The 15,628-nt window shown below is 71.0% G+C and carries 18 protein-coding genes; 5 read left to right on the top strand and 13 right to left on the bottom strand.

Annotation, left to right across the window (positions count from 1 at the left end; all coding sequences use genetic code 11):
- Window positions 1-82: 82 nt before the first annotated feature.
- The 4 genes from VFL28_11930 to VFL28_11915 all read right to left on the bottom strand — a co-directional run bounded on the left by VFL28_11930 (window position 83) and on the right by VFL28_11915 (window position 2,606).
- Window positions 83-427 carry a cupin domain-containing protein gene (locus tag VFL28_11930; protein HET7265372.1) on the bottom strand — a complete coding sequence of 115 codons (345 nt, stop codon included), beginning with the start codon at window positions 425-427 and terminating at the stop codon, window positions 83-85.
- A 244-nt stretch (window positions 428-671) separates the two neighbouring features.
- Window positions 672-1,148, bottom strand: coding sequence for an adenosylmethionine decarboxylase (gene speD, locus VFL28_11925; protein ID HET7265371.1), 477 nt, complete (start codon window positions 1,146-1,148; stop codon window positions 672-674).
- Between the two features lie 47 nt (window positions 1,149-1,195).
- On the bottom strand, window positions 1,196-1,654 hold the full coding sequence (locus VFL28_11920; GenBank protein HET7265370.1) for a small multi-drug export protein: 459 nt from the start codon (window positions 1,652-1,654) through the stop codon (window positions 1,196-1,198).
- Entirely contained in the window at window positions 1,644-2,606 is a 963-nt protein-coding gene (locus VFL28_11915; protein HET7265369.1) for a hotdog domain-containing protein, read from the bottom strand. The genes VFL28_11920 and VFL28_11915 overlap by 11 nt, the downstream gene beginning before the upstream one ends.
- 57 nt (window positions 2,607-2,663) lie before the next feature.
- Here VFL28_11915 and VFL28_11910 point away from each other — a divergent pair, with 57 nt between their 5' ends.
- The 4 genes from VFL28_11910 to VFL28_11895 all read left to right on the top strand — a co-directional run bounded on the left by VFL28_11910 (window position 2,664) and on the right by VFL28_11895 (window position 7,182).
- Window positions 2,664-3,560: a hypothetical protein gene (locus VFL28_11910; protein HET7265368.1), complete on the top strand. Its 897-nt coding sequence runs from the start codon at window positions 2,664-2,666 to the stop codon at window positions 3,558-3,560.
- A gap of 17 nt (window positions 3,561-3,577) precedes the next feature.
- Complete coding sequence (locus VFL28_11905) at window positions 3,578-4,453, top strand: hypothetical protein (GenBank protein HET7265367.1); 876 nt, start codon at window positions 3,578-3,580, stop codon at window positions 4,451-4,453.
- Window positions 4,454-4,787: 334 nt separating this feature from the next.
- A complete protein-coding gene (locus VFL28_11900) occupies window positions 4,788-5,570 on the top strand; it encodes a divergent polysaccharide deacetylase family protein (protein HET7265366.1) in 783 nt (260 codons plus the stop codon).
- A 118-nt stretch (window positions 5,571-5,688) separates the two neighbouring features.
- Entirely contained in the window at window positions 5,689-7,182 is a 1,494-nt protein-coding gene (locus VFL28_11895; protein ID HET7265365.1) for a leucyl aminopeptidase, read from the top strand.
- On the opposite strand, the gene VFL28_11890 is transcribed toward VFL28_11895, so the two are convergent.
- A complete protein-coding gene (locus tag VFL28_11890; protein HET7265364.1) occupies window positions 7,158-7,844 on the bottom strand; it encodes an aquaporin in 687 nt (228 codons plus the stop codon). The genes VFL28_11895 and VFL28_11890 overlap by 25 nt on opposite strands.
- A gap of 128 nt (window positions 7,845-7,972) precedes the next feature.
- Here VFL28_11890 and VFL28_11885 point away from each other — a divergent pair, with 128 nt between their 5' ends.
- The gene (locus tag VFL28_11885; protein HET7265363.1) at window positions 7,973-9,730 is read left to right on the top strand and encodes an adenine deaminase C-terminal domain-containing protein; all 1,758 of its coding nucleotides are present in this window, start codon (window positions 7,973-7,975) and stop codon (window positions 9,728-9,730) included.
- Between the two features lie 132 nt (window positions 9,731-9,862).
- Here VFL28_11885 and VFL28_11880 read toward each other — a convergent pair whose 3' ends face one another.
- Genes VFL28_11880 through VFL28_11845 form a run of 8 tightly spaced genes read right to left on the bottom strand, consistent with a single transcriptional unit; the run spans window position 9,863 to window position 15,592 of the window.
- Window positions 9,863-11,326 carry an aldehyde dehydrogenase family protein gene (locus VFL28_11880; GenBank protein ID HET7265362.1) on the bottom strand — a complete coding sequence of 488 codons (1,464 nt, stop codon included), beginning with the start codon at window positions 11,324-11,326 and terminating at the stop codon, window positions 9,863-9,865.
- A 46-nt stretch (window positions 11,327-11,372) separates the two neighbouring features.
- Window positions 11,373-12,146 carry a CoA-transferase gene (locus VFL28_11875; GenBank protein ID HET7265361.1) on the bottom strand — a complete coding sequence of 258 codons (774 nt, stop codon included), beginning with the start codon at window positions 12,144-12,146 and terminating at the stop codon, window positions 11,373-11,375.
- Complete coding sequence (locus VFL28_11870; protein HET7265360.1) at window positions 12,143-13,057, bottom strand: CoA-transferase; 915 nt, start codon at window positions 13,055-13,057, stop codon at window positions 12,143-12,145. The genes VFL28_11875 and VFL28_11870 overlap by 4 nt, the downstream gene beginning before the upstream one ends.
- Before the next feature lie 18 nt (window positions 13,058-13,075).
- Complete coding sequence (locus VFL28_11865; GenBank protein ID HET7265359.1) at window positions 13,076-13,303, bottom strand: hypothetical protein; 228 nt, start codon at window positions 13,301-13,303, stop codon at window positions 13,076-13,078.
- The gene (locus VFL28_11860; GenBank protein ID HET7265358.1) at window positions 13,300-14,070 is read right to left on the bottom strand and encodes a Phenylacetic acid catabolic protein; all 771 of its coding nucleotides are present in this window, start codon (window positions 14,068-14,070) and stop codon (window positions 13,300-13,302) included. Before VFL28_11860 ends, VFL28_11865 begins: the two co-directional genes overlap by 4 nt.
- Before the next feature lie 6 nt (window positions 14,071-14,076).
- Window positions 14,077-14,304, bottom strand: coding sequence for a hypothetical protein (locus VFL28_11855; protein HET7265357.1), 228 nt, complete (start codon window positions 14,302-14,304; stop codon window positions 14,077-14,079).
- A complete protein-coding gene (locus tag VFL28_11850; GenBank protein ID HET7265356.1) occupies window positions 14,304-14,654 on the bottom strand; it encodes a metal-sulfur cluster assembly factor in 351 nt (116 codons plus the stop codon). The genes VFL28_11855 and VFL28_11850 overlap by 1 nt, the downstream gene beginning before the upstream one ends.
- A 2-nt stretch (window positions 14,655-14,656) precedes the next feature.
- Complete coding sequence (locus VFL28_11845; protein ID HET7265355.1) at window positions 14,657-15,592, bottom strand: Phenylacetic acid catabolic protein; 936 nt, start codon at window positions 15,590-15,592, stop codon at window positions 14,657-14,659.
- Between the last annotated feature and the right edge of the window lie 36 nt (window positions 15,593-15,628).

Raw genomic sequence — 15,628 nt, 5'->3', positions numbered from 1 at the left:
AAACAACTCCGCCCCACGGATGTGGTTCCGCGTTTCAGTTCGCTCAGGCCGTGGTAGTCCCCCCTGGACCGCGCGCCGAGACTCACGCTTGTCTGACTATGTCGACCGAGATCTCCACAGCCGGAATCGTTCCTCGGTTCTCAAGCCAGTGTGTGGTGTGCCTATCCTCGGGCCAGCCCACTCCCGGCCCGTAATCCGTCGCGACGCCGTTTCGATGGTCGGTGATCGTTCCTTGCAGTATGTAGACGGTGCCCGGTCTGTCTTTATGGTCGTGAATCGGGCCGAAGACGCCTCCAGGCTCCATGGTCACCATGCGCATTCGAAGCCGGCGCCCAGCCATGCCCTCGATCTCCGGCCCAAGGTCAACGGTTGCCAGCAATTTCACCGTAACACCCTTCGTCTCAGGCGCCGCCTGTTCGTTGCTCATCGTGCTCTCCTCTCCGCGCTTCCCGGGTAGCGATGTATCCGCGTTCGAGGCGCGCGGCCGCCGGACCGTCCGTACCGGGGTGCGCGCGACCAAGACGCTGCCGTAGCGTCGTCGGGCAACGTTGAACCGCGGGCGCGACACAGCGTCGGGCGAATCGGTAGGGACCGCGCGCCGGAGCCGAGCGAGAGCCCCCTTGTGGACCCGAAGCGTCGCCGAGGAGCATCTGCCGACGCATCACGCGCGCCTACGACGTCGACATCACCTTCGCGCGACGTCGCCGCGCGGGACGCCGGCGCTTGCGCTCGTGGTTCATCAGGTTTTCCGGCAGGCGCTCCTCCCACGTGATCATGCTGTGGAAGAACACCTTGTCGCCTTCCTGCAGCCCGCGCGTAACCTCGGTGATATGCATGTTGGTCGCGCCGAAAGCCTTCAGCGCGTGCTGCACCGCGGCCTCAGGCTTCGCCCGGTCGCCGCAGGTGAAGATATCGAGGGCGACGTAGCCGACCTCCGGCCATGTGTGCACGGACAAATGCGACTCCGAGATCACGACGACGCCGCTGACGCCCATCGGCCGGAACCGGTGAAATGAGATGGACCAGATCTGCACGTCGGCGGCTTCAGCCGCGCGGACGAGCACCTGCTCGACCTGTTCCACCCGGCTGATCACGTCGGGGTTACAGCCCGAGCCTTCGACGATGTAGTGGTGCCCGACCGTGTCCACCGGTCACCCCCCCAGGACAGCGATGTGCGCGCGTCGCCCCCGCGCGCTCACACGAACCGTCTGATGACCGCGATGAGGCCGGTGCTGATCAGGGTGACCAGAAAGGCGCTGACCAGCACGCCCACCGCCAGCGCGGCGACCGCCTGACGCCGCGGCAGGCCGAACGTCCAGGCGAGGACGGCGCCCGAATAGATTCCGGGTCCGGGAAACGGCAGGCTGACGTAGATGCCCACGCCGACGACCCCCCACCGCTCCACATATTTTCGTCCGCGGTGCCGGACTTCCTGGATCAGGCGCCGCACGAACGCGGACCGCGACAGCAGCCGCTCGTAGAAGAGGTCCAGCGCCACGAACGCCGGGATGATCATGATCCAGCTTGCGAGCACTGCGGCACAGAACGCGATCGCCGGGGACAGCCCGCGGGCGATCCCGTACGGGATGGCGAGCCGCAGCTCGACCCAGGGCACGACCGACAGCACCATCACGTGAACGAACCTAATGAGCATCGCATCCGGCACGCAGCGCGGCCACCCGCTCCTTCCGCGCGCGGGTGCGCATCGCCGCGGCCAGCCAGGCGCGCCGCGCGGCGCCCGCCGGCGCCGGCAACGACGGCATCGGCGCCGGCCGGTCCGCGTCGTCCACGTGCACCATCGTGAGGTACGCGGCACAGGTGTGATGCCGCTCCCGCCCGGGCTGCTCTCCGTCTACGCGCACGCCGATCTCGGCGGACGTCCGCGACACGAAGGTCACCGCCGCGGCCGCGTCCGCGATCTCCCCCACGCGCAGCGGATGGTAGAAGTACACCGTATCAAGCGAGGCGGTGACAACGGGACCCCGCGCGTAGCGGGCGGCCGTGATCGCGGCCGCCTCGTCGAGCAGCGTCAGGACCTTGCCCGCAAACATCAGCGTGCCGCTGAAGGCGTCTTCGGGCGTCACGAGGTGGGCGAGATGCGTCCGCGGCGCGCGGCCGGCCCCCAGGCCGGCCGCGGGCACATCCGCGGCCGGGATCCCCTCCGCCGGGCCGTGCGCCTGCACCCGCGCGCGGCGCGCCGCCTTGCGGGCCTCAGCCGCCTGGTGCACCGCCGCCTCGGCGCGCGAGCTCGGGGTCACCGTCTGCCCGACCGAACGCGGACGTTCCCGATCGTCGAGCGCGATGAAGGCCAGGTGGGACGACGTCGTGCGCCTGGGCGCGGAGCGGCCCGGCGCCTCGGATTGGACCGCGACACCGACCTCCATCGAGGTCCGTCCGGCGTACTCAACCTGCGCGTCGATCGTGACGATCTCACCGACGTGCACGGGCGTAAGAAAATCCAGGTCGTCCATGGCGCCGAGCACGACGAGACCGTGGGCGAAGCGCGACGCGGCCAGCGTGCCCGCCGTCGCAATCCACGACATCATGCGGCCTCCGTAGAGGGTGCCGTGCGGGTTGGCGTGTTCGGGGAAAACGAGCTGGACCATCTGAAAACGCGTCTCGGCGATGGTCGGCACAGGCTGTATGGTACCATAGGGGCGCCGATGACGCTCCGCTACGCGCTCAGCCGCCTGGAACGCGCCGACGCGCGCCGCGCGTTCGGCCGGACGTGGCTGTGGATCTGTCTGGCCGGCGCCGCGGTCACGCTCGTCGCGGACGGCGGGCGCCACTTCTTTCTCGTGTCGGTGGCGTGGCTCGTCTGCGTCTTCGCGCCGATCCGGATCGCCGTCGAGGTGCTGCAGACCGCGGGCCCGCGGTGGAGGGCCTCGCTGCAGAGAGGGCTGCTCGAGCGCCCCGATCGTTACACGTCGCCGGAAGACATCGCCCTGATGGTCGAATGGTTCGTCGCGCTGGATGTGCGCGCGCCTCGGCTGGCCTCCCGCGATCTCGCGCCGAAGGTGATCGCCGCCGCGGCGCGTCTTTGCGGCGCCACGCTCCGGGATGGAGCGCCGAGCCTGCGCCGGGCGGCGATCCGGTGCGCGTCGCTTCTCGACCGGTGGCTCGCCGTGATCGCCGCCGGTGAGCGGTTGTTGCCGCTGCCGGCGGCCGCCCAGACCGGACCCGCCGCCGGGAACGGCGCGGGCTCGGGCGCGCTGTGGGATCCGACCGCGAGCATCCAGGATCAGTGGACTACGCTGCGCGCCATCGCGGGACTGGCGGCCCTCACGAGGGTCCTCGTGGACGTCTACGAGGACAACACCGGACTCGCGCTGGAGGGCGCCGCCGCGATCAGGACGGAAGCGGACGCTGCGATGGACTACGTCGACCAGGTCGGGCTGAGGCTCGACGGCCCGCCGTGGGAAGACGTGTCGGGTGTGCCGCCGGCCTCGCTGCCGATTGAAACGGCCTCGCGGGTCGCCGAAGCCTGGACGGAGTTTTTTGCGCACCCGATTCCGGCGCCCCGGCGCCTCGCCGCGTTCGTCAGCGCCGTGACGGCCTGACGCCGGAGGACGCGGCCGTGTCCGACCACGACCCAATCCGGCGGGGCGCCGCCCCACCGCGCCTGACCCGTCGTGCTCTGCTCCGGTTCGCGGCCGCAACGGTCGCGGCGGGCGGGATGGGCCGTCCGGCCCACGCCGAGGCGACCGCCCGATGGTGGAGCAGCCTCGTGTGGGGCGTTTTCGAAAACCACACCTACTCCCAGGTCTCGTCGCTCGCGTCGCACCGCCGCCTTGCCCGTGAGGGCGCGGTGCTCACGCAATACTTCGCGGTGTCGCACCCGTCCGGACCCAACTACCGCGCGATGGCCTCGGGAGAACTCTGGGGCACGAACGAGGTCGTGACCACGTTTCATCCGACGGTGGCAAGCGTCGGCGCCGAGGCATCGCCGCCGGTCCCGGCCTACGTGTATCATCTGGCCGGCACCATCGCTCCCAAACACAACCCGCTCGCGGACCTGCGCGCGCCGATCGCGCGCACGCGCGCCGGTTTCGAGGCGCTGCGCGCCGACCTGCGCGGCGGGCCCGGGGGCCTACCCGATCGCTGCCTCGTCTACGTCGGTTGGGATGACGACAACGAGATGCACAACGGTCACCCGCTTCGGGCCGACGCCAACCTGAACACCCTGCTCGACGCGCTCGCCGGCTCCCCGTGGTTCACGACGCCGGACGAGGGCGGCCGCTACCCGGCCTTCTTCTTCTGCTACGACGAAGACGACTTCCACACGGACAACCACGTCTTCGCGGCGTTCTGGGGCCGGGGCGTGCGCCGTGGCGCGGCATCCGCGATCCGGCACACGCACTACGGGTTCTGCCGCACGATGACCGACAATTGGGGCCTGCCGGCGCTCGGCCTGGCCGCCCGCGAAGCGCCGATCAGCGAGATCTGGCTCTGACCCCGCCCGCGCCGGACCGGCCCCCGGCGGGAGGAGTTGCGGACGGTCCGGCGTAGTAGCACCCGGCACGCTCGGCGCCGTCCTCATCGCAGCATTCGATGCGGCATTCGTGGAGGCAGGTCATTACACCATAATGGCGCGGCGAAACTCACACAGGGGCAGGCCAGGCGGGAGGGCGAGAGGCCGGCGCGGCCCCGGGTTTCTGCTCGGCATGCTCGCGGGCACCGGGCTCGTCCTGGGTTTTCTCGCGGGGTGGCATTTCCGGCCGGCGCCGCCCGCACCGGCCCCGACTTCCGCGGTGTCCAGGCCGTCGCGCGCGGCACCGGCCGTGCCGGTGCCGCCCCGCCGCGCTGCGCCGCCCGCTCGGACCGCCGCCCCCCGCCTTCCGCGCGACAACCCCGAGCAGTCGCAGACCCCCGTGGTCGTGCCCGCGCAGTCCTCGCCGGCCACGCCGGATCATCCCCGGGTCGCCGTCATCTTCGACGACGCGGGCTACAGCCTGCACACCGCGCGGGAGGTAATGGCGCTTCCGCGGCCGGTCACGATCTCCGTGCTGCCGGGCCTGCCGTTTTCAACGCCGATCGCCGAAGAAGCGGCGGCGCGCGGCGTGCAGGTCATCCTCCACCTGCCGGTTCAACCGGACGACCCGGCGCTCGACCTCGGACCCGGGGGCGTCACCGTCGACATGTCCGACGACGCGATCGCGAAGACGGTCGCGAAGGACTTCGCCACCGTCCCCGGCGCGGTGGGCACAAACAATCACATGGGCTCCCGCGGCACCGCCGATCTGCGCGTCATGCGCGCGATCCTCGGAGTCGTCAAGGCCCGAAGGCTGTTCTTCGTCGACAGCCTGACCTCGCCGCGGTCGATCGCGGCGGAGACCGCGCGCGCGGTCGGCGTGCCGACCGCGGTCCGCGCGGTCTTTCTCGACAACCAGGACGACGAGACGTACGTGCGCGCGCAGTTTCACGCGCTGATCCGGGTGGCGCAGACGCGCGGGCAGGCGATCGCGATCGGCCACGTCGGCAAGGTGACCGCGCGCGTCCTCCGCGACATGCTGCCGGAGTTCGACGAAGCCGGGATTCAGCTGGTCCCGGTGTCCGCCTTGGTGCGCTGAGGCGGTTTGCTACAATCGGCTGAGTAGTCCGACACATCCACGAGAGGCCGCGGGGACCGCCCGTGCGGCGCCTCGCGCCGGCCGATTTTTGCGGAACGATGCCCTTACGGAGGGACCCATGCGCGTGACGCTCGCCGATACACTCCCGGCCGCCACCCCCTGCGATCTCCTGGCGCTACCGGTGTCCGAACCCGGCACGCTCGGCGGGGACGCGGCCGCGGTCGACAAGCAGCTCGGCGGCCGGCTCGCGAATGCGGCCCGCGCCGACGGCTTCACCGGGAAGCGGGGTCGGACGCTGCTGTTGCACACGCTCGACGCGCCGTTCCGGCGCACGCTGCTTGTGGGGACGGGAAACGGCCGCGATGCCGAGGCCGTGCGCCGGTTCGCGGCGGTGGCGGCGCGACAGGCCGGCGGCGTGCAGGCGGGGCGGCTGGCGATCGCGGTACCCGCCGGTGAGCCGGCCGGCGCGGCCGGCTCCCCCGCCGAGCGCGTGCGCGCGGCGGCCGAAGGCGCCGGTCTCGCCGGCTACCGGTTCGACAAGTATCGCACAGCTGAGGACAAAGGACCCGACGACGCGGTCCTCCTCGCGCAGGGTGATCGCAAGGCGCTCGAAGGCGCGGTGGGCCTCGCCGGGATCGCGGTCGCTGCTACGTGCCGCGCCCGCGACCTCGTGAACGAGCCGGCCAACGTCATCACGCCGGCTGCGCTCGCGGACCTCGCGCGCGACATCGCGAAGCGCGACGGGCTCGGCTGCCGGGTGATTGAGCTCGACGAGGCGCGCAAGATGGGAATGGGTCTCTTCGCCGCCGTCGCCGCCGGGAGCGACCAGCCGCCGAAGTTCATCGTGCTCGACTACAAACCGGCGTCCGGCGCGCGGGATTCGCGAACGGTGGCGCTGTGCGGCAAGGGCATCACCTTCGATACCGGCGGGTACTCGATCAAGACCGCGAGCGGCATGGCGACGATGAAAACCGACATGGCCGGCGCGGCCGCGGTCCTAGGGGCGATGGGCGCCCTGAAGGAGCTCGCGGTGCCGGTGCGTGTGCTCGGCATCGCCGTCGCCACGGAGAACATGATCAGCGGCCGCGCGACACGGCCCGGCGACATCGTCCGCGGCCTCGGCGGCAAGACGGTGGAGATCAACAACACGGACGCGGAGGGCCGGCTGGTCCTCGGTGATGCCGTCGCTTACGCCGTCCGGGAGGGCGTGAGCGAGATCATCGATCTTGCAACGCTGACCGGGGCCTGCGTCGTCGCGCTCGGCGACCACACCGCCGGGCTGATGGCGAACGATCAACCGCTCGCCGACCGCCTGCTGGCCGCCGCGACGGCCTCCGGCGAGCAGCTCTGGCAGCTGCCGATGTACGAGGAGTACGCCGAGGCGATGCGCGGTGAGTTCACCGACCTCAAGAACTCGGCTGGCCGGGCAGCGGGCGCCGAGCGCGGCGCGTCGTTCATCGCCGCCTTCGCCGGAACGACCCCCTGGGCGCACCTCGACATCGCCGGCCCCGCTTTCGCGGAGGACCGCAAAGGTCCGCCGTACGTGGCGCTCGGCGGGACCGGGTACGGGGTGCGGACCCTGCTGCGCTACTTGGAGGCCGCCGGCAGGTAAACGCCGCCGTAGAGCACGCCGGCCACACCGCCTCCGATCAAGGGGCCGATCCAATAGACGAGCTGATCGGCCCAGGCGCCGGACACGAGCGCCGGCCCGAACGCCCGCGCCGGATTCACCGCCGCGCCGGTCAGCGGCCCAAACGCCAGAATATCCATGGTGATCGTCAGGCCGATCGCGAGCCCGCCGAGCCGCGGCGCTCCGGGATGCACGGCGGTCCCGAAGACCACCGCCACGAGAAAGAAAGTCCCGATCGCCTCCAACAGGATGCCCGCGCCGCTCGACAACCCCGGCGCCAGCGCGGGCGTGCCGAGGTGCGCCGCCGCGGCGGGACCGCTCGGATACGTCGCGAGGAGCGCGAGGCCGCCGAGGGTCGCTCCGGCCAGCTGCGCGATCAGATACGCCGACGCCCTCGCGGCGGCAATGCGTCCCGCTGCGAGAAAGCCGACCGTCACAGCCGGGTTGAAGTGGCCGCCTGAAATCACCCCGAGCGCCGACACCATCACCCCGATCGCGAGCCCGTGCGCGAGCGCGATGCCGAGCAGGCTGACGCCCCCGTGCGTGGCCTCGTTCGCGATGATGGCGCCCGCGCCGGCAAAAATCAGCGTGAACGTGCCGATCAACTCCGCGAGCACCGGCTTCCACAGCGGCTGTGAGTCCATACCCACCTCCCCGGATCCCGGCGCCTAGTGTTGGCGCCGCACGCCGGTAAGTCCTCGTCGGAAACGCCGCCCGCGGCCGCGCGACACCGCCGTCAGGTCATTACGGCGCGTGCTAGACTTGGGCCATCGTGAGGCGCACGACCCGCACGCTGGAAGACCTGCGGCTGCTGCTCGACGTCGCGGCCGGACGCCGGGCAGCCGATCTGTATCTCGACGGCGCGACGCTGCTCAACGTGTACAGCGGCGAGCTGTACCCCGCGAACGTGGCGGTCGCGGGCGGCCGCATCGCTTACGTCGGATCGAACCGCGGCATGATCGGGCCGGAGACGCAGGTCCGGACGTACCCCGGCAAGATCCTGGCGCCCGGCTACATCGATCCGCACACGCATGTCACGGGGATGGCGACTCCGGTCGAGTTTGCGCGCGAAGTGCTTCGAACGGGCACCACCACGCTCGTCGCCGACGCGATGCAGTTGATGCTGCAGACGCCGCCCGAGCGGCTCGTCCCGCTCCTCGAGTCGCTCTCCGCGATGCCGGTGCGCCTCTTGTGGGCGGTGCGTCTCCATCTGTCCTCGCACCTGCCGGAGGAGGAAATGTTCTCGCTGGACCGGGTGCGCGCGCTGCTCGAGCTCGACGCGGTGCGCTCGGTCGGCGAAGTCACCCGCTGGCCCGCCGTCTACCACGGCGACGAGGATCTGCTGCGGAAGATGGCCGCGGCGCTCGCGGCGGGCCGCCGCATCGACGGGCATGCGCCCGGCGCATCCTACGACCGGCTCACGGCGCTGGCCGCGGCCGGCTGGTCGTCCGACCACGAAGGGATCACCGCCGCCGATATCACGAACCGGCTGCGGGCCGGCCTTTACACGATGCTGCGGCACTCGTCGCTGCGCCCGGACGTCCCGGCGCTGGCGCGGGCGATTACGCCGGAGCGCGCGCGGGCGGGCCGGCTGATGTTCACCGCGGACGGCCCGGAAGCCGCGACGATCGCGCGGGAGGGCTATCTCGACCACGTGATCCGGCAGGCGATCGCCGCCGGGATCGAGCCGGTGCTCGCCTATCAGATGGCGACGATCGCGCCGGCGGCGTACGTCGGACTCGACGAGGACCTCGGCGGCATTGCGGCCGGCCGGCGCGCCAACATCGTCGTGCTCGACGACCTCCGGGAGCCGCGCCCGTCGACGGTCTTCGCGGACGGCCGGATCGCGGCCGAGAACGGCGCATGCACGGCGCCGTTTCCGAAGATCGCGTGGGCCGAGGTCATTCCGCGGCGCTTCGCGCCGGAATGGGATCCGGCGCCGGCGTTGTTCGACCTTCCCGCGGCCGCCGGTCCCGGCGGCGCGGCGGTGCCCGCGCTCGTCCTCGAGAACAGCGTGATCACGCGCCGCCAGGACGTGCCCGCCGCGGCGCACGACGGCCGCCTCGCGCTCCCGGCATCCTTCGTCCACCTCGCTCTCGTCGACCCGCGCGGACGGTGGATCGTTCGCAGCGCGCTCGGCAACTTCGTCCAGCGCCTCGGCGGCCTCGCCTGCACGTTCAACGTCACCGCGCATCTGACCGTGCTCGGCCGGGACGCTGGCGACATGGCGCGGGCGGCCCGCCGCGTCCTCGACCTCGGCGGCGGCATCGTCGCGGTCGAGGACGGCCGCACGGCGTTCGAATTTCCGCTGCCGATCGGCGGCATCATGTCGCCCGAGCCCTTCGCCGCGGTCGCCGAACGGGCATCGGCGCTCGCCGCCTTCCTCCGGGCGCGGGGGTACCCGCACACGGACCCGCACTATACGTTGCTGTTCCTGACCCTCGACTCGCTGCCCGACGTGCGGGTGACTTATCGCGGAGTATGGGACGTGAGACGGAACAGAGTGATCACACCGAGACAAGATCTATAGCACGCTTTCAAAGACCCGACCCCGACCGACTCAGAACCGGCCCGTCAGCCGGGTTCACTCTTCGTGGCGACGCCGAACGGCGCGCTTGGACGCACCCGCGCGGCGCGCGAGAGTTCTCCGGTCATAGATCTGCTACTTCTCGATCTGAATGTTTACGTGTTTCAGCTCCGTGTATTCGAAAAGCCCTTCGAGGCCGTACTGCCGGCCCACTCCGGACTGCTTGAAGCCGCCCATCTCGGTAGACTGATACATCTTGCCGAAGGTGTTAATCCAGATGGAGCCGGCCCGCACGCGCGTCGCGATCTTCATCGCCTTATTGATGTCGCGCGTCCACACGGCGGCCACCAGCCCGTAGCGGGTGTTGTTGGCGATCCGGATCGCGTCGTCCAGGTCCTTGAACGTCGTGATCCCCATGACGGGACCGAAGATCTCCTCTTGGGCGATCTTCGCGTCCGGCGACATCTCGTCGAACACCGTCGGCGCCATGAAGTAGCCTTTGGCGAGCTCCCCGTCCGTGAGGCGCCGGCCCCCGACGACGAGACGCGCCTCCTTCTTGCCGGTTTCGATGAAGCCCGTGACCTTTTCCAGCTGTGACTCGGAGATGACCGGCCCGACCTCGACGCCCTTCTCCCAGCCGGGCCCGACCTTCAGCTTCGGCACCATCTCCTTGATGCGCGACACGAACTCGTCGTGCACGCTCTCTTCCACGAGCACGCGCGTGCCGGCGATGCAGATCTGGCCGGCGTTGTAGAACGACGCCGCGTTGATCGCGCCCCGGATCGCGCGGTCGAAGTTGGAATCGGCAAAGACGATGGTCGGCGACTTGCCGCCGAGTTCGAGCGACACTTTCTTGAGGTTGCCGGCGGCGAGCCGCATGATCTCACGGCCGGTGGAGGTATCGCCGGTAAACGAGACCATGTCCACGTCGTCGTGCCGGGCCAGCTCCGCGCCGACCGGATCGCCGGGCCCGGTGACGATGTCGACGACGCCCTTCGGAAACTCTTCGATTCCCTCGATGATGCGGCCGAGCTCCACGGTCGACCCCGCGGTGTAGCTCGCGGGCTTCACGACGACGGCGTTACCGGCGGCGAGCGCCGGCGCGATCGCGCGGGCCAGCAGCGCGAGCGGGGCGTTCCAGGGCACGATGATCGCGACCACGCCGACCGGTTCGCGCATGATCATGCTGATGCTGTTCGGCTGCGGAATCTGGGAGCGGCCGAAGATCCACCGCGTCAGCCCCGCGTAGTAGCTCGTCGTCTCGGCGAGCCGGAGCGCCTCGCCGCGGCTGATCGGGAACGGCTTGCCGCTCTCGCGCGTCAGCTGTGTGGCGAGATCCTGATGGCGCGCGCGGACCGCCTCCGAGAACTTGGTGATGGCCGCCGTGCGCAACGCGGTATCCTCGCGCCACGCCGTCGATTCGAAAGCGCGCCGCGCCGCCTCGATCGCCGCGTGCGCGTCCTTGACGGTTGAGCGCTGCGCCCGGTAGAGCAGCTCGCCGTTGGCGGGACTGCGGACGTCGAAGACACCGCCTTCCGAGTCGCGCCATTCGCCGCCGATGAAGTTCTTGTAGGTCGCCGTCTGTTGAGCCGTCGCCATTCTGTCCCTCCCTATCGGCCGCGGTCCCTATCGGGACCGGCCGGCGCTATCCTGTCCACTCACCGTCCGGATCGAACCGCCGCAGGGCCGCGAGTTCCGCCGCGCTCGGCTCGGCCGTAATCGCCGGCCGCGCGGGGACGCGAAGATCCCAGCCCGTGTGCGCCCGCACCTCGTCGACCGCGACCCCCGGGTGCACGCTTTCCAGCACCATCTCGCCCGATTCCGGGTCGAACCCGAGCACCGCCAGGTTGGTGATTACGCGCGCCGGCCCGCCCCGGACGAGCCCGACCTCCCGCCGCCACGCCCCGCCGGTGCCGTATCCCGGCGAGGTCAGGTAGCCGACGCGCTCCGGGAACCGCCGCCGCTCGTGCTGCATGATTACCACGGTTCGCCGCGAGAGCGCGGCGATGTCCGCGGCGCCGCCGCTGCCGGGCAGGCGCACGCGCCGCCCGCCCTCTTCCACCCAAGTGGTGTTCAGGTTGCCGAATCGATCGACCTGGGCGCCGCCGAGGAAGCCGAGGTCCACGCGGCCGCGCTGCAGGTGGCCCATCACGTCGAGCAGCGTCGTGCACATCGCCGCGCCGGCGATGTTGGACGGATCACCCATCGTGATGAGCGCGCCCGCGGGCGGCGTGTCGCGGATGACGCCGTTTTCGAACAGGCCGATCGCCCGCGGGGCGTGGGTCGCCTTGGCGAGCGCGAAGCCCAAGAGCGGCAGGCGCATCCCGACGAAGACGATCTCCCCGTCGCGGATCTGCCGGGCCGCGGCGACGACCATGATCTGCCGGCGCGTGGCGGCCGGCGTCTCCGCCCGCGTCACAGCCCGTAATTCGCAGGCGCGGCGGGACGCGGGCTCCGCGGCCGCAAACCCTCCACGCGCGCGGCACCGAGCCGCGCGAGATACGCCTGGTGATCCGGGACGCCGGTGACCATGCGCTCGAGCCAGCCGAGAAATCCGTCGCGCGTCTTCGTCTCCGCGTGGTACTCGTCGTAGAACCGGTCGTCGCGGTTGACGTAGCCCTGGGTCGGGGACGGATGCGAGCCGGCCGGCACGACCGACACGGCGGCGACGAGGAAGCCGGGAATCAAGGTGCGGTTGGGATCGCTGCGGATGACGTCTTCGTCCACCAGCTCCTCGCATGTGAGCAGGACGTGCCGGGCCGCGCGCGCCGCTTCCAGCGTGACGCCGAGGTTGCCCCACAGATGCGCGTAGCCGTCCGCATCGCAGCGCGGCACGTGCAGAATCGCGAGGTCCGGCTCGAGCGCCGCGACTGCGAGCAGGCGCTCGCCGGTGAACGGGCAGGTCGTCTCGCGCAGGCGGCCGTGGCCGCGCGCGATGTCGCTTCCGAGCGCCGTCCGCGACGGCAGAAACGGCACGCCGCGGCCCGCCGCGTCGAGCGCCAGCGCGACGGTCATATTGGAATGATCTTCGATCGCGAGCGGTCGCGGGATCTGCTCTTCCACCGCGCGCCGGAAGTTGTAGGCGATTCCGGACCCGACGTTGCCTACCCAGGCCGCGATCACGCGCCCGACGCAGCCCGCGCCGATGAGCTGGTCGAACAGGATGTCGGAGATCGGGCCGACCAGCGTCAGCTCGCGCCGGCCCTGGCGAATGATCTCGTGCCCCGCGGCAAACGGAATGCACGACTCGAGGCCCGTGCCCATCGCGATGACCGCGCCGTCGCGGACGTACTGCGACACGGCATCGCGAAGGGCCATCACCTTGGCCACGGGGCGCGCTCCGCTCTCTCAGGAACCCCGCGCCGCGCGGCGGTCCGCCGCGGCGAGAGTCCCCCACTTGACCGATTCGAACGCGCTGCGGCAGCCCCGGCAGTAGTACTGCGACGTGAGCGCGGACGAGCCGAACAGGCTCATCAATTCGGTCGCCTCCGACCCGCAAAACGGGCAGGCGGGGGCCGGCGGCATCGTCTGCTCGGGCGCGCCCGCCCCCGGCCCGCCCGGCGATTTCGGCTTCATCGGCGGACCCTCCGGCCGCGCTCGTCCCACCGGCTCCACGGGAGCGGCGGGGACGGCTCCCAGCGGCCGTCCCTGCCGCGCACGGACGCCGGCACGCCGGCGTCCGCCAGCGCGGGGGCCAGCTGTCCGAGGAACCGCGCGCGCAGCGCGTCGCCGGCGTCGGCGAGCACGCCCGCGTCCACAAGCGCACGCAGCGCCCCGCCCCCGGCGGGCCCGAACCAGCACACCGCGTCGTCCCAGACCTCGCGGAGCGCCGCGGCGAGCTGCGCCCGCACCTCGGGGCCTTCGGCGGCAAGCTGCGCAAGCCAGCTCCGGCCGTGGATGGCGTGATACCGCTCTTCGTCGATGATCTTCCGCGCCCGCTGGCGCAGCGGCAGGTAGCGGGAGTCGAGCGCCGCCTCGAGGACGGTCGCGAGCGCCCGGTCCAGTGTCAAGTTCGCGACGATGAGATGCGGCCAGCTCGGAAACGGCCGTTCGACCAGGGCGACCGTCCGGGCGTCGGCGGCGGACCATTCGTGCTCCGAGCGGCGCGGCGCGCCGGGCAGCTCCTCGAGCAGCCCGTACAGCACCCGCGCGTGGCCCAGCTCGTCCTGCGCCATCGCGGTCGCCGCGACGCCGGCCTCGATCGTCGGCCCGCTGCTGCACCACTCGGCGTACCTGAGGCCGAGCGCGTGCTTGTTGTCCGCAAGCGCGGTGACCAGGTCGACGAGCGGCGCAACGCACCCGGCCGGCAGCGCGGACGGCCGGTCGAGCAGGGGCGTGCTCACCGGCGGCTACGCATGCGCGTCGACCGCCTCACCGCGAACGTCGTCCACGGCGATGATCGCGCGGCGCGGGACCACGTACATTTCAAGCCACGATTCCTCGTCGTAGATGCTGCGCGCGTAGACGCGGGCCAGCGCGTCGCCGGGCGCGGCCACCGATCCGACGTGGCGGAGCGGCTCCCCCTCCGCGCGCCGCGCGAAGACCTCGTAGACGGGCTCGTCGCCGATGGTCCGCATCAGACCGCAACGCCCCAACGGCGGAACTGCCGCCGCGCCGCCTCGCTCAGCCGGTGCTTCGTCCAGACCGGATCCCAGGTGGTCGTGAAGGCGACGTCCCGCACGCCCGGCAGCCGGCGCAGCCGTTCGCGCGCGTCGTCCATGATCATGTCCATGCACGGACACGCGGTCGAAGTGAAGGTGAGCGTGACGCGCACAACGCCGTCCTCGACGGCGACCCCGCAGACGAGGCCCATGTCGACGATGCTCACCGGCCACTCGGGATCGGCGACGTCCCGCAGCGCCGCGAACACCTGCTCGGGCGTGACCGCCGCGCCGGAACCGCCGGCCGCGCCCGGGTTCGCCGCCATCGTCAGTGAACGCCCGCGAGCGCCTTCATCTGTTTCCGGCCGCGCTGCAGCATGTCGACGAACATCCCGTTGCCCGGCCCTCGCCGCTTCCACCGGACGAGCACCTCGTCCCAGGTGATCGGCCGGTCCATCAGCCAGCGCCGCTCGCCCTCGTCGAAGTCGACCGGCAGCGGATAGTCGAGGGCGTACGTCCCCGCCGCCGCGTCGCGGTGGGCCGGCACCGTGAACCCGAGGCTCTCGCAGAGCGGCACCGCGGTACCCAGCCACTGCTGGCGGAGCTGGTCGTTCGTGCTGCCCTTGAGCTTGTAGGCGATCTGCCGGCCGTGCGTCTTCAGGTTGTCCGGCAGCCCGAACCACTCGACCGTCATCGGGAACATCCAGTCGATCGCCTTCTGGACCTCGTCCCGCTGCCCACCGGCGGCGAGGCGGCGCATCCCGTTCTCGCCGTGGCGGAGGTGGAAGTTTTCTTCTTTGTCGACCTTCGCGAGCGCCCGCCGCCAGGGCCCGTAGCTGCAGTTGCGGTACACGTCGCCGAGCAGCACGAAGCCGGCGCGGTCGTAGAAGGCGTTCGCGACGATCAGCTCGACCCACGACCGCAGCGGCACGTCGAAGGCGTACGGATGCTTGAAGGCGGTCGGCGCGCGATCGTAGATCAGGGCTTCCGTGTCCACGCCGAGGTCCTGCAGAATCCGGTATCCGATGTGGGCGTGGCTCAACTCGTCCTGGATGATCGCCAGCGCGGAGATCAGGTTGTTCATCGACGGCGAGTCCTTCGCCGCCGTGTAATAGCTCGGCGCGCTGATCATCTCCGTATCGGCGGAGATGGTGAGAATGTGGATGAGCGTGCGACGGTAGTCTTCGCTCATCTCGTCGGGGGTCTCGATGATGTGGCCCTGCTGGATGCGTTCGACGAGCTGCGCATCGGTCGGCGCCGCCATGCTCGACCTCCGGGCCGGGCCGGCCGCGCCCGCGCG

It is taken from the genome of bacterium (assembly GCA_035691305.1).
GTDB lineage: Bacteria > Sysuimicrobiota > Sysuimicrobiia > Sysuimicrobiales > Segetimicrobiaceae > DASSJF01.
The sequence above is the reverse complement of the archived record's forward strand: the minus strand, read 5'-3'. Positions and strand labels throughout refer to the sequence as shown.

What these genes read in the sequence shown, in the direction of transcription:
- VFL28_11930 (HET7265372.1), bottom strand. Translation starts at nt 427, where the DNA reads ATGAGCAACGAACAGGCGGCGCCTGAGACGAAGGGTGTTACGGTGAAA.
- VFL28_11920 (HET7265370.1), bottom strand. Translation starts at nt 1,654, where the DNA reads ATGCTCATTAGGTTCGTTCACGTGATGGTGCTGTCGGTCGTGCCCTGG.
- VFL28_11915 (HET7265369.1), bottom strand. Translation starts at nt 2,606, where the DNA reads ATGGTCCAGCTCGTTTTCCCCGAACACGCCAACCCGCACGGCACCCTC.
- VFL28_11910 (HET7265368.1), top strand. Translation starts at nt 2,664, where the DNA reads ATGACGCTCCGCTACGCGCTCAGCCGCCTGGAACGCGCCGACGCGCGC.
- VFL28_11895 (HET7265365.1), top strand. Translation starts at nt 5,689, where the DNA reads ATGCGCGTGACGCTCGCCGATACACTCCCGGCCGCCACCCCCTGCGAT.
- VFL28_11890 (HET7265364.1), bottom strand. Translation starts at nt 7,844, where the DNA reads ATGGACTCACAGCCGCTGTGGAAGCCGGTGCTCGCGGAGTTGATCGGC.
- VFL28_11880 (HET7265362.1), bottom strand. Translation starts at nt 11,326, where the DNA reads ATGGCGACGGCTCAACAGACGGCGACCTACAAGAACTTCATCGGCGGC.
- VFL28_11865 (HET7265359.1), bottom strand. Translation starts at nt 13,303, where the DNA reads ATGAAGCCGAAATCGCCGGGCGGGCCGGGGGCGGGCGCGCCCGAGCAG.
- VFL28_11855 (HET7265357.1), bottom strand. Translation starts at nt 14,304, where the DNA reads ATGCGGACCATCGGCGACGAGCCCGTCTACGAGGTCTTCGCGCGGCGC.
- VFL28_11850 (HET7265356.1), bottom strand. Translation starts at nt 14,654, where the DNA reads ATGGCGGCGAACCCGGGCGCGGCCGGCGGTTCCGGCGCGGCGGTCACG.
- VFL28_11845 (HET7265355.1), bottom strand. Translation starts at nt 15,592, where the DNA reads ATGGCGGCGCCGACCGATGCGCAGCTCGTCGAACGCATCCAGCAGGGC.